The 14,286-nt window shown below is 71.3% G+C and carries 14 protein-coding genes; 8 read left to right on the forward strand and 6 right to left on the reverse strand.

The features are described from left to right. Nucleotides 1-6 precede the first annotated feature (6 nt). A complete protein-coding gene (locus CG723_RS18410; RefSeq protein ID WP_100594519.1) occupies nt 7-330 on the forward strand; it encodes a plasmid stabilization protein in 324 nt (107 codons plus the stop codon). Nucleotides 331-348: 18 nt separating this feature from the next. Here the strand turns inward: CG723_RS18410 and CG723_RS46245 are convergent, their stop codons facing one another. Next, nucleotides 349-504 carry a hypothetical protein gene (locus CG723_RS46245; RefSeq protein WP_159032480.1) on the reverse strand — a complete coding sequence of 52 codons (156 nt, stop codon included), beginning with the start codon at nt 502-504 and terminating at the stop codon, nt 349-351. On the opposite strand from CG723_RS46245, the gene CG723_RS18415 reads away from it, so the two are divergent. Beyond that, the gene (locus CG723_RS18415; RefSeq protein ID WP_159032481.1) at nt 494-853 is read left to right on the forward strand and encodes a hypothetical protein; all 360 of its coding nucleotides are present in this window, start codon (nt 494-496) and stop codon (nt 851-853) included. The two genes, CG723_RS46245 and CG723_RS18415, sit on opposite strands and share 11 nt — an antisense overlap. A 50-nt stretch (nt 854-903) precedes the next feature. Here CG723_RS18415 and CG723_RS18420 read toward each other — a convergent pair whose 3' ends face one another. Then, nucleotides 904-1,548, reverse strand: a complete 645-nt coding sequence (locus tag CG723_RS18420; protein ID WP_442802566.1) for a TetR family transcriptional regulator C-terminal domain-containing protein — start codon at nt 1,546-1,548, stop codon at nt 904-906. Nucleotides 1,549-1,618: 70 nt separating this feature from the next. On the opposite strand from CG723_RS18420, the gene CG723_RS18425 reads away from it, so the two are divergent. Then, nucleotides 1,619-3,067, forward strand: coding sequence for a purine-cytosine permease family protein (locus CG723_RS18425; protein WP_100594522.1), 1,449 nt, complete (start codon nt 1,619-1,621; stop codon nt 3,065-3,067). A 48-nt stretch (nt 3,068-3,115) separates the two neighbouring features. Here CG723_RS18425 and CG723_RS18430 read toward each other — a convergent pair whose 3' ends face one another. The 3 genes from CG723_RS18430 to cynR all read right to left on the reverse strand — a co-directional run bounded on the left by CG723_RS18430 (nt 3,116) and on the right by cynR (nt 7,002). Continuing rightward, complete coding sequence (locus CG723_RS18430; protein ID WP_100594523.1) at nt 3,116-4,777, reverse strand: FAD-dependent oxidoreductase; 1,662 nt, start codon at nt 4,775-4,777, stop codon at nt 3,116-3,118. Nucleotides 4,778-4,796: 19 nt separating this feature from the next. Further along, entirely contained in the window at nt 4,797-5,711 is a 915-nt protein-coding gene (locus CG723_RS18435) for an AurF N-oxygenase family protein (RefSeq protein ID WP_100594524.1), read from the reverse strand. Between the two features lie 382 nt (nt 5,712-6,093). Further along, complete coding sequence (gene cynR / locus CG723_RS18440) at nt 6,094-7,002, reverse strand: transcriptional regulator CynR (protein ID WP_100594525.1); 909 nt, start codon at nt 7,000-7,002, stop codon at nt 6,094-6,096. Nucleotides 7,003-7,137: 135 nt separating this feature from the next. Here cynR and CG723_RS18445 point away from each other — a divergent pair, with 135 nt between their 5' ends. The 3 genes from CG723_RS18445 to CG723_RS18455 all read left to right on the forward strand — a co-directional run bounded on the left by CG723_RS18445 (nt 7,138) and on the right by CG723_RS18455 (nt 8,859). Then, a complete protein-coding gene (locus CG723_RS18445; protein ID WP_100594526.1) occupies nt 7,138-7,737 on the forward strand; it encodes a carbonic anhydrase in 600 nt (199 codons plus the stop codon). A 99-nt stretch (nt 7,738-7,836) separates the two neighbouring features. Further along, entirely contained in the window at nt 7,837-8,307 is a 471-nt protein-coding gene (gene cynS / locus CG723_RS18450; RefSeq protein WP_100594527.1) for a cyanase, read from the forward strand. 54 nt (nt 8,308-8,361) lie between these two features. Then, entirely contained in the window at nt 8,362-8,859 is a 498-nt protein-coding gene (locus CG723_RS18455) for a nucleoside deaminase (protein WP_100594528.1), read from the forward strand. Between the two features lie 18 nt (nt 8,860-8,877). Here CG723_RS18455 and CG723_RS18460 read toward each other — a convergent pair whose 3' ends face one another. Then, complete coding sequence (locus tag CG723_RS18460; protein WP_100594529.1) at nt 8,878-10,980, reverse strand: ATP-binding protein; 2,103 nt, start codon at nt 10,978-10,980, stop codon at nt 8,878-8,880. 343 nt (nt 10,981-11,323) lie between these two features. Between CG723_RS18460 and CG723_RS18465 the strand changes: the two genes are divergently transcribed. Then, nucleotides 11,324-11,674, forward strand: coding sequence for a VOC family protein (locus CG723_RS18465; RefSeq protein WP_100594530.1), 351 nt, complete (start codon nt 11,324-11,326; stop codon nt 11,672-11,674). A gap of 162 nt (nt 11,675-11,836) precedes the next feature. Continuing rightward, a complete protein-coding gene (locus CG723_RS18470) occupies nt 11,837-14,227 on the forward strand; it encodes an ATP-binding cassette domain-containing protein (RefSeq protein WP_100594531.1) in 2,391 nt (796 codons plus the stop codon). Nucleotides 14,228-14,286 lie beyond the last annotated feature (59 nt).

Genomic DNA, 14,286 nt, shown 5'->3' on the forward strand with positions numbered 1-14,286 from the left:
GCCGCCATGCCCCGAGGGTCGAACGCCAAGCGGGAGCGCCAGTACGAGCACATCAAGGAGAGCGCCGAGGAGCGGGGAGAGAGCAGGAAGCGGGCCGAGGAGATCGCCGCCCGCACCGTCAACAAGGAGCGCGCCCGGGCCGGTGAGTCCCGTACGGCAAGCAGGAGTTCGACGCAGGACATGTCGTCCGGCAAGCGTGGCGGGCAGCGCTCGCACTCCGGCGCCGGGGGCCTCACGTACGACCAGCTGTACGCGGAGGCGCAGCGGCGCAACATCCACGGGCGGTCGTCCATGGACAAGGCGGAGCTCAAGAAGGCCCTCGGCGACTGAGCTGCGCCCGGGCCGGGCTCACTCCGCGGTGGCGACGGCCGCCTCCGGGGCGAGCGCCCGCCCGGGCCGGCTCTGCGGGCGCCCCACGCGGCGGGCGACGACCACGTCGAGGAGCGCCGGCGCGCCGCAGGACTCCCAGACCGTGACGGATGCGGTCTCCGAGGTGCGCCACATCCAGCCCGACCACCTGCACGTGTGCCACGACCCGTCACTGATGGACGCCTACGCCCGCAACCTGCGGGCGACCGGCCGGGAGGTCCCGGAGCCGGGCCCGTCGCCGGTGGGTACGGGCGGTTCCACCGACAGGGGCAACCTCACGCACGCCCTGCCCGCCATTCACCCGGCGATCGGGGTGCTGGGCGCCCAAGACATGCCGCGCACCCCGCAGTTCGCCGAGGAGGTCTCCGGCTCGGCCGGGGACGAGGCGGTACTGGACGGCGCACTGGCGATGGTCCGGACCGGCCTCGACCTGGCCATCGCCCCCGAGCGGCGCACCCGCTGCGTGGCGTCACGCCAGGGCTGACCTGCCCGGCGCGCTGGGCAGGTCGGGGCGTCGGGGGTGGCCGGGTTCAACTAGCGCGGGGCCGCCATCAGTTCGGCGAGCGTCCCGGCAGGGACGGCGAGTTCGCGTTCCGCGGTGGTGATCGCCATGGCTGTCACCGCTGGAGGGCGGTTGGTGCGTTCCGTGTTGGCGTGGACGCCGAGGCCGTCCAGGACCACGAGGATCTGGATGGCGGTCACCTCGGGGTCCTCGGTACGGAAGACCCCGGCCGCTACGCCGTCGCGGATGAGCTGGGTCAGACGTTCGCGCCACTGGGCCTCCTGGTGGCCGACGCGGTCGCACAGCCTGTCCCGGTAGCGGCTCAGGTGTCTGGCGTTGAGCCACAGCCGGCTCATGCCGTCGAAACGGTCCCCCGTGGTCAGGAGGAAGAAGCGGGCCAGGTCCTCCAGCGCCGCGCCCTCGGGCCGGTCGGCGGGAATCAGTTCGTCCAGCTCGGTCGCCGCCGCCACGCCGAAGGCCTCGGCGACGAGGTCCTCCGCGACCGGGAAGTAGTGGCTGATCAGGCCGGGGCGCACCGCGAGCTCGTCCGCGACCCGGCGCATCGTGATGCATTCGAGGCCCTCCGCGAGGGCGATCGCCGCCGCGGCGGCCACGATCTCGGCGCGGCGGGCCTCGGGATTCTTCCGCACGCGTTTCGGCGGAGTGCTTGACGGCACCCCCTGCTCACTATTGGATTCCTGACCAATAGACAAGTCGGCTCCCGTGCTCGCCTGTTCGGAGGACTGCATGGCTCCCACGATCCCAGACCCCACGACGCAAGCCGCCGCACCCCCCGCCGACCGGGCCGGGCGTGTGGAGGCGCACGGCATCGACTTCATCCCGGACGCCGAGCGGCACGGACGCGCCCGCGAGCTGTTCGCCGTGTGGGCGGCGCCCAACGTCAGCTATCTCAGCCTCGTGGTCGGCGGCGCCCTCATCCTGATGGGCCTCGGCCTCTGGCAGGCGCTGGGCGTGATCGCGGCGGGCAACCTGTGCTGGGTGCTGGTCGGCCTTGTCGCCGTGAGCGGTCCCGCGGCCGGCACCCCGAGCCAGGTGATCACGCGGGCGATGTTCGGCGTCCGGGGCAACCGGGCGAACATCGCCCTGACCGGCTGGTTCGTGTCCGTCTGCTATCTGGCCCTCAGCTGGGCCGCGGCCTCGCTCTCCGCCTTCAGCCTCGTCGACAAGGCCGGCTTCGAGCTCACGACGGGCGTCAAGGTCGTCGTCATCGTGGTGCTGGCCGCGGCGACGCTCGCCATCAGCGTGTACGGCCACGCCACCATCGTGAAGCTCTACCTGCCGTTCAGCCTGGCCCTGACCGCGGTCTTCGTCGTCCTGGCCGGCTACGTGCTCGGCCACGTCGACTGGGGCTACGCGCCCCCACACCCGCTCCACGGCACGGAGTTGTGGTCCGTGGTGATAGGCGGCATCACGCTCGTCGCCTCCGCGCCGCTCTCGTACAGCAACAGCGCCGACTTCGCGCGCTACCTGCCCCGCACCACTTCGCCCACAGCGATCGCCGGCTGGACCACCCTCGGCGCCTACGTGCCCAGCGTCCTGTTCACCTCACTCGGCGCCCTGGCAGGCACCGCGCTCGACATGTCCGACCCGCAGACCGCTCTCGAGGGCATCCTGCCGAGCTGGTTCAAGCCGGCCTTCCTGCTGGCCGTCATCCTCGGCGCGATCTGCAACAACGCCATGACCGCCTACAGTTCCGGCCTCGCCCTGCAGTCGATAGGCGTCCGGATCCGCAGGTCCCGCAGCGTCGCCCTCGACGGGGCCCTCGGCGTGGCGCTGACGCTGTACGCGCTGCTCGTCTCCAACTTCCTCGACACCGTGAACAACGTGCTCGAACTCATGGTGGCGCTGATGGGCCCGAGCATCGCGATCTACGCCACCGACATCCTGTGGCGCCGCAACCGCTACGACGGGAGGGAACTGACCGACGAGTCCCGAGGCAGCGCGTTCTGGTACTCGGGCGGTGTCAACTGGGCCGGCGTGACCGCCCTGGTGGTCGCCACCGCCGTCGCGTCCCAGTGCGTCAACACGCCGATGTACACCGGGCCGATCGCCCGGGCGGCGGGCGGCACGGACCTCTCCCTTCCGGTCGGGATCCTGGTCTCCGCGGCCGTCTACGTCGCCATGATGCGCTCGCGCCGTCCCGCCGCGGGCGGCCCCACACCCACCTCCGGATAGATCCCGGCCCGGCGCCGCCAACTGCCGCTCCGGGCCGCCCGGTTCACCTCACCGGAGCACGCGCCGACGCCTCGCGCTCGCCACCAGCTCGTCGACCGTGGCCAGTTTGACCCGTGGCCGGCCGGCCTCGCGGCCCCGCGCGGCCTCGGCCCGTTCGATCGCCGCGAGGCCCTTCGCGTCGAGGACGCGCCGGTTGCGGCGCCTGACCAGCCGGTGGAAGGCCTTGGGCGCGTGCGGTGGCGTCGGCAGCGCGCCGGAGACGGCGTCGGCCAGCAGCGTGGCGACCGTCTCGGCGGCGCAGGTGCGGTTGGCCCCGATTCCGCCGCTGGGGCCGCGCTTGATCCAGCCCACGACGTACGTTCCGGGCATGCCGGTGACGCGTCCGCCCTCGTGCGGAACGGTGCCGGTGGCCTCGTCGAAGGGGAGGCCGGAGAGCGGGCCTCCGCGGTAGCCGATCGCGCGCAGCACCATCCCGGCCGCGATCACCCGCTCCCCCGACACCCCGTCGGTGCGCACGGCTTCGATCTGTTCCGATCCGAGCAGCTCGACGGGCGAGCTGTGGAAGCGGAGGACGATGCGCCGCCCGGGCGGCGGTGCCACGTCCCCGTCGAAGCCGCCGCGGGGAACGCCCTTCAGGACGGCGGCCCTGTCCTTCGGACCGGCCTCGTCGATGGCCGCGGCGATACGGGGATCATGGTCGTCGACGAGCAGTTGCAGGCCCGGCACGTGCTTGAGCGCCAGCAGCTCCGGCGTGGTGTACGCCGCATCCTCGGGGCCACGGCGCCCGAGCAGGACCACTTCGCGTACGGAGCTTGCGCGCAGCGCCTTCAGCGCGTGGTCGGCGATGTCGGTGCGGGCGAGGGTGTCCGGGTCGGCGAGGAGGATGCGGGCGACGTCGAGGGCGACGTTGCCGTTGCCGACGACCACGACGCGTTCGGCGGAGAGGTCGATCGCTTCGTGCGCCACGTCCGGATGGGCGTTGTACCAGGCGACGAAGGTGCGGGCCGAGATGCTGCCGGTGAGGTCCTCGCCGGGTACGGACAGACGGCGGTCGGCTGCGGCCCCGACGGCGTAGACGACCGCGTCGTGGTGCTCGGCCAGCTCCTGGGCGGTGACGTCGTCACCCACTTCGAGGCCCAGGTGCATCCGTACCCGGTGATGGGTGTGGAACCTGGCAAAGGTCTCGCCGACCTTCTTGGTGGCCGGGTGGTCCGGCGCCACGCCGTATCGCACGAGGCCGCCGGCCACCGGCAGCCGGTCGATGAGGGTCACCTCGGCGTTGGTGTGCAGCAGCAGGTCCTGCACCGCGTACATCCCGGCCGGTCCGGTGCCGACGACGGCGATCCTGAGCGGCGCGAGGTCGGACGGCAGGACGCGCGGGAACGAAGGGCTGCCCCAGGCATGGAAGGTGGGGCCGTCCTCGACCGCGTCCGTGCCCGAATCCGTATGCCTGTCCCTGTGTTCGAAGTACGCGGCGTTGATCGCGGCGTACTCCTTCTGCTCCGGGGCGAGACGGTCCACCGGGAAGATCGCGTCGACCGGGCAGGCGTCGGCGCACGCGCCGCAGTCGATGCAGGACACCGGGTCGATGTGCAGCATCTCGGTGCTGCCGAACGCCCGCTCCTCGGGGGTGGGGTGAATGCAGTTGACCGGGCACACGGCGACACAGGTCGCGTCACTGCAGCAGGTCTGGGTGATGGCGTACGTCATGTCGTCAACTCACGTCGGTTCAGATGAGGTTGGCACGCTTGTAGAACGCCAGCGCCGGCCTGGTGAGCAGCCGTGCGGAGGCCAGGAACTCCATGAGGCCCGAGCAGCTCGCACGCATCATGGACTTGTGGTGCTCGTTGGCCCCGGCCTCGGCCACGGCGCGCTTCACGTCGAGCCCTGCGCTCTCGTAGACCTGCCGGCGGACCATGCTCGTCACGATGAAGTAGGACGCGGTCGCGACCAGGAAGGCGTTGATGTGGCGGCGCAGCCGGCCCGCACCGGCGAGGCGCTTGCGCGTCTGGTCGCGGGCGAACTTCATGTGCCGAGACTCCTCGACGACATGGATGTTGTTGATCGTGCGGACGAACGGCACGACCCGCTCGTCGCGCATCCAGTCGCGCTGCATGACGTCGAGGACTTCCTCGGCGACCAGGATCGCGACGTACGCCGTCTCCCCGAAGGCGAGCGTCTTGAACACGCGGCCGAGTTCGATGACGAACCGGTGCGGCCGGTAGGCAGGCGCCCCCAGCTTCTGCGCGCCGCGGGCGAACATGATCGAGTGGCGGCACTCCTCGGCGACCTCGGTGAGGGCCCACTGGAAGTCGGCCTTCGTCGGGTCCTTGGCGTACATGTCCCGCAGCACCATCTGCTGAAGGATCATCTCGAACCAGATGCCGGTGCTCGCCACCGAAGCGGCTTCCTGCCGGGTCAGTTCCTTGCGCTGTTCCTCGGTCAGCTCCGCCCAGTAGGCGGTGCCGTAGAGGGTGCTCCACTCCGGGCTCGCGCCGTGGAAGTCCTTGTCCAGCGGCGTCTCCCAGTCCACTTCGGTCGCCGGGTCGTACGCCAGCACGGCCGCCGATTCCAGCAGTCGTTGCGAGACGCCGCGCTCGTCGTGGAGTTCATGCGATTCCGGCCGAACAGTGCTGCTTGCCATGCTGCGGCTCCTTGGATCAGACGTGTGCGTTGTCCGTCGGTGTGTGTTGTCCGTCGGTGCGCTCCCTGTCGGTGCGCTGCCGTGTCCGTCGCCGTCCGTGTGTACACCCGGGGGTACGCGGGGCTGATCACGGATGCCACCGTGCGGGCGCGCACGCACGGGGCCACGGACCGCCACTCCGTCGCGCTGCCGTGGCCCGTCGGCGGGGCGCCGCCTGCCGGCTCCGCGAAGACACCAGGTCAGCACAGGTGGACGGGGGCTCTGCAGAGGCCACCCGCCCGCTTGTTAGACGGACCGTATAACAAGGGAGGTGCGTTGGCCTACCCCCGGGTAAGTAGCGGGGCGGCAGCCCGCACGCGCCTCCGCCGGCGCCTCAGCGCGGTCAGGCCTGCCGGTAGCCGCGGTCCTTGACCAGGTCGCGCGCGAGACGGGCGAACGCGCGCGCGGCCGCGCTCTCGTAGGCGCTCCCCCTGCGCAGGAGCACGGCGGTGCGGGTGGGCAGGGGCGGGTCGAGAGGGACGGGCCGAAGGTGCGGGTGGTCCTCGGCGATGGCGTCGGGGAGCACCGTGGCGAGCAGGCGTGAGCGGCGCACGATCTCGGTAAGTGCCAGGATGCTGTTGGCCTCGACGGCGACCGTCGGGTCGACGCGATACGCCGCAAGATAGTCGTCGATGTGACCCCGGGTCGCGAAATCACCGCTGAGCAGGGCTAGTTGACGGTCAGCGAGTTCGCGTACGGGCAGCGGACGGCCGCCCCGGAGCTCATCGTCGTCGGCACTCACGACGAGGCTCAGGTGTTCGGTGAACAGCGCTGTGGCGGCGATACCCGCCTGATGTGCCCCCTCGAAGGCGATCCCGAGGTCGAGTTCGTCGGCGAGCAGGCTCGCCTCGATGTGATCCTGCGTCATCTCCCGTACGTCGACGGTGATTCCGGGATGACGGCTGCGGAGCGTGTCCACGAGCGGGCCGATGAGGTAGACGGTGAACGTGGGCGTCATGGCGAGACGGAGGTGGCCCCGCGAGAGGTCCGCGACGTCGACAACGGCGCGGTCGGCGGCCGCGAGGTCCCGCAGTACACGCTTCGCGTAGAACACGTAGGCCTCGCCGGCGTCGGTGGGGCGCACCGTGCGGCCGCTGCGGTCCAGCAGCTGGGCGCCGACGACCCGCTCCATCTGTTTGATCTGCTGGGACAGGGTCGGCTGGGAGATGCGCAGCTCCTCAGCGGCACGGGTGAAGTTGCCGTGCTCGGCCACCGCGATCAGATAGCGGAGATGACGAAGTTCGGGACCCATACCCCGACTATAGGCGGAGAAATAGATGTCATCGATAGGAGTCATGGCCAGCGCGTCTTGGACGCTATAGCAGCTGGTCATGCATGGTGGATTTCGTCAGCCCGACGGGCCGGCAGTCACCGAAGGGAGTGACCCATGCACGATCTCTCGGACGGCCTCGCACGCTTCCGCCGCGACGTCTTTCCCGCGAAGGCAGGGCTCTTCGCCCACCTGGCCACGGCCCATCACCCGACGACGCTCTTCATCGGCTGCTCGGACGCCCGCGTGGTCCCCGAGCTGATCACGCAGAGCGAACCCGGCGAGCTGTTCGTCGTCCGCACCGCGGGCAACCTGGTCCCGGCCTACGCGTCGAACCCCGACGGCGTCGCCGCGAGCATCGAGTACGCCGTCGCCGTGCTCCACGTGAGCGACATCGTCGTCTGCGGCCACTCCGCCTGTGGGGCAATGACCGCCCTGGCCGAGGGGCACGACCTGAGCGCGGCGCCGGTCGTCTCCAGGTGGCTGCGGCACGCGGACGCCGCGCGGGCCCGGGCCGCCGCCGTCCAAGCCGCGTCGGGTCCCGGCAGGGTCGCCGCCCTGGTGCGGGCCAACGTGTCCGCACAACTGCAGAACCTGGCCACCCACCCCTCCGTGGCCCGCGCTCTGGCCGACGGAACGCTCACGCTGCACGGCTGGGTGTTCGACATCGCCACCGGAGCCGTCGAACCGGTCGACGCCACCGCGATCGCGGCCTGACCGCACCGACCAGAACCGAAGAACACAGAACCCGAACCCGGAATCCCGGACCTCGCACCCCGCACCCCGCACCCCGCACCCCGAAAGAGGAATGCCCCCATGCCGCACGCCCAGTTCGACCCCACCGCCCGCGAGACCCTCGCCGTCGCTGCCGTCGCCGCCAAGACCCGTAAGGACCTGACCTGGCAGCGGATCGCCGACGCCGCCGGGCTGTCGCCGGCCTTCGTCACCGCCGCCGTGCTCGGCCAGCACGCCCTGCCGAAGACGTCCGCCGAGGCCGTCGCGGAACTCCTCGGCCTGGACGAGGACGCGGCCCTGCTGCTGCAGACCATCCCGACGCGCGGCTCGATCCCCGGCGGCATTCCGACCGACCCGACCATCTACCGCTTCCACGAGATGCTCCAGGTCTACGGCACCACCCTCAAGGCGCTCGTCCACGAGCAGTTCGGCGACGGCATCATCAGCGCGATCAACTTCAAGCTCGACGTGAAGAAGGTCGCCGACCCCGAGGGCGGCGAGCGCGCCGTAATCACCCTCGACGGCAAGTACCTGCCCACGAAGCCTTTCTGAGTCTTCGTCAGCACCAATACCGCAGCCGGTCACGCAATCCCCCGGAGGACCTCCATGGACTTCGCCCAGCGCACCATCGACCTCGCCCGCCAGAACGTCGAAGAGGGCGGACGCCCCTTCGCCACCGTCATTGTCAGGGACGGCGAGATCCTCGCCGAGAGCCCCAACAGGGTGGCCCAGACCTCCGACCCCACCGCGCACGCGGAGATCCTCGCCATCCGCGACGCCTGCCGCAAGCTCGGCACCGAGCACCTGGTCGGCGCCACCATCTACGTACTCGCCCACCCCTGCCCGATGTGCCTGGGTTCGCTGTACTACTGCTCCCCCGACGAGGTCGTCTTCCTCACCACCCGCGACGCCTACGAGCCGCACTACGTCGACGACCGCAAGTACTTCGAACTCGACACCTTCTACGGCGAGTTCGCCAAGGACTACACCGAGCGGCGCCTGCCCATGCGCCACGAGCCGCGGGACAACGCCGTCGACGTGTACCGGCTGTGGCAGGAGCGCAACGGCGGCAGCCGCCGCGTCCCCGGTGCGCCGACGGCCTGACGCGGTCCCGCCGCCGACTCAGCCCAGGATGCCGCTCCCGACCTGTGCAGGAAGCGCCACTGCCGTACGCCCCCGTGGCACAGGCACCGTCGGCAGGCCGCTGCGGCTCCCCCGGTCGATGTCAGTGATCAGATCCCGCAGCGCGGCGCAGCCGTGCGGAGCCGGCAGCCGGCCGTCCAGGGCGGCGAGCGCGCGGTGTGCCCGCTGCCGGGCCCTGCCGGAGCGGCCGTCGCTGTGGTCGACGAACGCCTGGGCGTGGCGGGCGACGAGGCACGCCCAGGCGTCGCCGCTGATGCCGGGCTGGCTGAGGGCGCGGCGGGCGCTCCGGCGCGCCGCCCGTGGCGACCGCTCCGCCTGCGTCACAGCGAGAGCGGCCAGGCTCACTGCGGGCGGCAGTCCGCCGGGAGCGTGCGACGGGATCGTGCCTGCCGCCTCCTGGAACTGCTCGGCGGCCCGTTCGCGGTCGCCCCCGTGGAGCGCCAGCATGCCCTGTACGTGCGCGATCCGGCCGATCGTCGCGTCGTCCCCCGCCAGGACGGCGGCGGGCCACGCGTGCTGGAGCAGCTCGTTCGCTCCGCAAGGGTCGTCGTACGCCGTGAGCCAGGCCGCGAGGCACAGGCCGCGCGCGATCAGGAGGGTGTCCGAGCGGCACATCGGGAGCAGTCGCAGCAGATGGCGGCGCCCCTCGTCGGCTGCGTCGTAGACCGCCCACCAGAACCACAGGTTCAGTACGGACTCCAGGGCCGCCGCCGCGAGTTCGGGCTGCCGGGGCGCGTACTCCAGCATCGCCCTGAGCCCTTCGGCCTCGTCAAGGACGAGCCGTACGGCCTGTGGCTGGCTGCCGAGGCTCCACAGGCTCTCCGCGAGGGCGGCCACCCGGTGGAAGTGGATCGCGCGGCGCTCGGCGGCGACCTCGAACTCCCTTGCCTCACGCAGCCGTTCGCCGCCGAAGTCGTGGGCGGCGGGGGCCATCCGGTACCGCGGTTCGCGGATGCCGCCGGGGTCGCGGACCGGAGTCAGGACGCCGATCGCGGCGAGACGGGTCAGACATGCGGGCACCCGGGCCGGGGCCAGGCCGCCGCCGGCGCAGACGAACGCAGCCGTCGACTCGTCGAAGTCTCCGGCCAGAATGCTGGCGCGGGCCCACACGATCCGCTCATCGCGGTCGCACAGCACGTAGGCCGCGGCGACGGCGTCCCGCAGCGACCGGTGCCGAGGCGCGGCCATGTCCGGTGCGCTCAGCCAGCACTGGTGTTCCTCGAGCCGGGCCGCGACCTCCCCCACACTGCTCCTGGCGGCCTGCTCCGCAGCCAATTCGACCGCGAGCGGAAGGCCGCCCACGTATCGGCAGATGTCTGCCACCGAATTCAGCTCCGCATCGCCGGAGTCGAAGGCGGCGCCCGCCCGCGCCAGGAACCGCTCCAGGAACAGCTCCACGGCAGGCGCGGCCCGGTCGTCGTCGGCGGGCTCGGCGCTGAGCGGCGCGAGACGCAGCACGGCTTCGCCGCCCAGCCCGAGGGGCCGGCGCGCGGTCACGAGCACACGCAGCGACGGTACGAACTCCAGCAGTGTCTGCACCATGCCCACGCACTCGGCATGGACCGGATCGACGTCGTCGAGGAGGAGCAGCACGTCAGCGGCGCGCAGCCGCTCGGCGAGGGCTCCGGCACAGGCACCGGCACCGGCACCGGCCGCGCGGCGCCGCCCGTGGATCCCACCCGCCGCCTCCAGGACGGCCGCCGTCAGCGAGGCGGGCGCCTCCGGCCCGGCACCACCGGACCCGGCATCCTGCCCGCCCCCCGGCCAGCGGACGACCATGACGCGCGGCCCGGCCCCCTGCGCGCCGACGCCGGCGACGGCGTCCGAGGCGAGCCGGCCCTTGCCCACGCCGAGGACACGCTCCACCGACCCCCGCGCACCGAAGCCGGCGACCGCCTCCGCCGCGAGTCGGCTCTTGCCCACGCCGACCTCGCCGGCCACCGTCACCAGCCGATGGTTCTCCAGGAGGGTACGCAGGGCCTGCGACTCCACCTCCCGGCCCACCAGAGGACCGGGCACGTGGCCGCGGCCCTCCGCCGACGGCGCGCTGTCGCCGCCCTTGCGTGTCCACACGTCCGCCATGCTCCGCACATTCCTGCCCCTCGTCCGTCGGCAGTCACCGCCGTCCGTAGCCCGCGGCCACCCTGTGCAGAACCGTCACTGCACCCGCTCCACGGCAACCCCAACGCCTGAGCGGCCCCATGGTGTCGTCACCGGACGACGGTCCACTCGTCGCGCGGAACGCTCGAACCCGTGCCCGACTCCACGGAGGGACGGAGGGCCGCCGAAAGTGAGCAGTTTTGGAGAAGCGCCGCTCATGAGCCGCGCCTAGCCTGAACTCCGTGGACAGCGCCCCTCACGGCAGCTCTCCCGCCGTCCTGGAACCAGACGACGGCCGCCACACCCACCACCTTCAGGAGTGATCATGACCAGCTCTTCCACCCAGGGAATCAAGACCGTGCTGCACCCTGTCTCCGACCTGGAGAAGGCCAAGGCCGTGTACGTCGCCCTACTCGGCGCGGAGCCGACGGCCGACGCGCCCTACTACGTCGGCTTCGACGTCGAGGGCCAGCACATCGGGCTCGTGCCGGGCGGCGGGGGCATGACCTCGCCGGTGACGTACTGGCACGTACCGGATATCGCGGCCAAGCTGGCCGAGGTCACGGCCGCGGGTGCCGTGGTGAAGGAGGCGGCACACGACGTCGGCGGCGGCCGCCTCGTGGCCACGTTCACCGACCCCGACGGGAACGTCCTCGGGCTGCTCCAGGACCGTTGACGGGCGGCCCGGCCTGCCGGGCGCCGGGCAGAAGCTCATAAGCCAGGAGCTCAGGAGCTCAGGAACAGAAGAAGACCAGGCGGACGGCTCGAAGCTGGTTAGATCGAGCGGCGACGCCGACGGGGTCCGCGAGGGCGGTCCCGCGCAACAGATGGAGACACGATGAGCATGGCCAAGGGGACGCAGGCGCAGTCAGCTGCGCTGCACGCTGCCGACAGCCACGATCTGATCCGCGTGCACGGTGCGCGCGTGAACAACCTCAAGGACGTCAGCGTCGAGCTCCCGAAGCGCCGGCTGACGGTGTTCACCGGTGTCTCCGGCTCGGGCAAGAGTTCGCTGGTCTTCGGCACGATCGCCGCCGAGTCGCAGCGGATGATCAACGAGACGTACAGCACGTTCGTGCAGGGCTTCATGCCGACACTGGCCAGGCCCGAGGTCGACGTACTCGACGGTCTGACGACCGCGATCATCGTCGGCCAGGAGCGGATGGGCGGCGACGCCCGCTCCACGGTCGGCACGGCCACCGACGCCAACGCGATGCTGCGCATTCTCTTCAGCCGGCTCGGGAAGCCGCACATCGGCTCGGCGAAGGCGTTCTCCTTCAATGTCGCGTCGATCAGCGGCGCGGGTGCGGTCGCCATCGAGCGCGGCGGCGAGACGGTGAAGGAGCGGCGCAGCTTCAGCATCGTCGGCGGCATGTGTCCGCGCTGCGAGGGCCGGGGTTCGGTCACCGACTTCGACCTGACGGCGCTGTTCGACGACAGCAAGTCGCTCAACGAGGGTGCGCTCACCGTCCCCGGCTACAGCGTCGAGGGCTGGTACGGCCGTATCTACCGCGGCTGCGGCTTCTTCGACCCGGACAAGCCGATCCGTAAGTTCACCAAGAAGGAACTGCACGATCTGCTCCACCGGGAACCGACCAAGATCAAGGTCGACGGCATCAACCTGACGTACGAGGGTCTGATCCCGAAGATCCAGAAGTCGATGCTGTCGAAGGACATCGACTCGCTGCAGCCGCACATCCGCGCCTTCGTGGAGCGGGCGATGACGTTCACGTCCTGCCCGGACTGCGGCGGCACGCGGCTCAGCGAGGCGGCCCGGTCGTCGAAGATCAAGAAGATCAGCATCGCCGACGCCTGCTCGATGCAGATCAGCGACCTCGCCGAGTGGGTGCGGGCCCTGAAGGAGCCGTCGGTGGCGCCGCTGCTGAAGGCGCTCGGGGACACCCTCGACTCGTTCGTGGAGATCGGGCTCGGCTACCTCGGCCTCGACCGCCCGGCGGGCACGCTCTCCGGCGGTGAGGCGCAGCGCGTCAAGATGATCCGCCACCTCGGGTCGTCCCTGACCGATGTCACGTACGTCTTCGACGAGCCGACGATCGGGCTGCACCCGCACGACATCCAGCGGATGAACGACCTGCTGCTGCGCCTGCGGGACAAGGGCAACACGGTGCTCGTCGTCGAGCACAAGCCGGAGGCGATCGCGATCGCCGACCACGTCGTCGACCTCGGCCCGCGCGCGGGCACCGAGGGCGGCGAGGTGGTGTTCGAGGGCACGGTCGAGGGGCTGCGCGCCAGCGACACCCTCACCGGGCAGCACCTGGACGACCGCGCCTCCCTGAAGCCGACCGTACGGACGCCCACGGGGAAGCTGGGGGTGCGCGGCGCGGGCACCAACAATCTCCAGGACGTCGACGTCGACATCCCGCTCGGCGTACTGACCGTCGTCACCGGCGTCGCGGGTTCGGGCAAGAGCTCCCTGATCCACGGCTCGGTGGCCGGGCAGGACGGGGTGGTCACGGTCGACCAGGCCGCGATCCGCGGCTCGCGGCGCAGCAACCCGGCGACGTACACCGGACTGCTCGACCCGATCCGCAAGGCGTTCGCCAAGGCCAACGGTGTGAAGCCGGCGCTGTTCAGCGCGAACTCCGAGGGCGCCTGCCCCACCTGCAACGGCGCGGGCGTCATCTACACCGACCTGGCGATGATGGCCGGTGTCGCCTCCACCTGCGACGACTGCGAGGGCAAGCGGTTCCAGGCCTCGGTCCTCGACTACCACTTCGGCGGGCGCGACATCAGCGAGGTGCTTGCGATGCCGGTGGCCGAGGCCGAGCAGTTCTTCGGCGCGGGCGAGGCGCGCACACCGGCCGCGCAGAAGATCCTTCAGCGGATGGCCGACGTCGGGCTCGGCTACCTCACCCTCGGGCAGCCGCTCACCACGCTGTCCGGCGGTGAGCGCCAGCGGCTCAAGCTGGCGACGCACATGGCCGAGAAGGGCGGGGTCTACGTCCTCGACGAGCCGACGACCGGCCTTCACCTCGCGGACGTCGAGCAGTTGCTCGGGCTGCTCGACCGGCTCGTCGACTCCGGCAAGTCCGTCATCGTGATCGAGCACCACCAGGCGGTCATGGCCCACGCCGACTGGATCATCGACCTTGGCCCCGGCGCCGGTCACGACGGCGGACGGATCGTCTTCGAGGGCACCCCCGCCGAACTCGTCGCGGACCGCTCCACCCTCACCGGCGAGCACCTCGCGGCCTACGTGGGCGGCTGACCGGGGGGCGAGGGCGGGCAGTCCCTGGGCCGGACGCCAGTAAGTGGTGCTCATTCGAC

The organism is Streptomyces sp. CB01635 (genome assembly GCF_002803065.1).
In the GTDB taxonomy this organism is placed as follows: domain Bacteria; phylum Actinomycetota; class Actinomycetes; order Streptomycetales; family Streptomycetaceae; genus Streptomyces.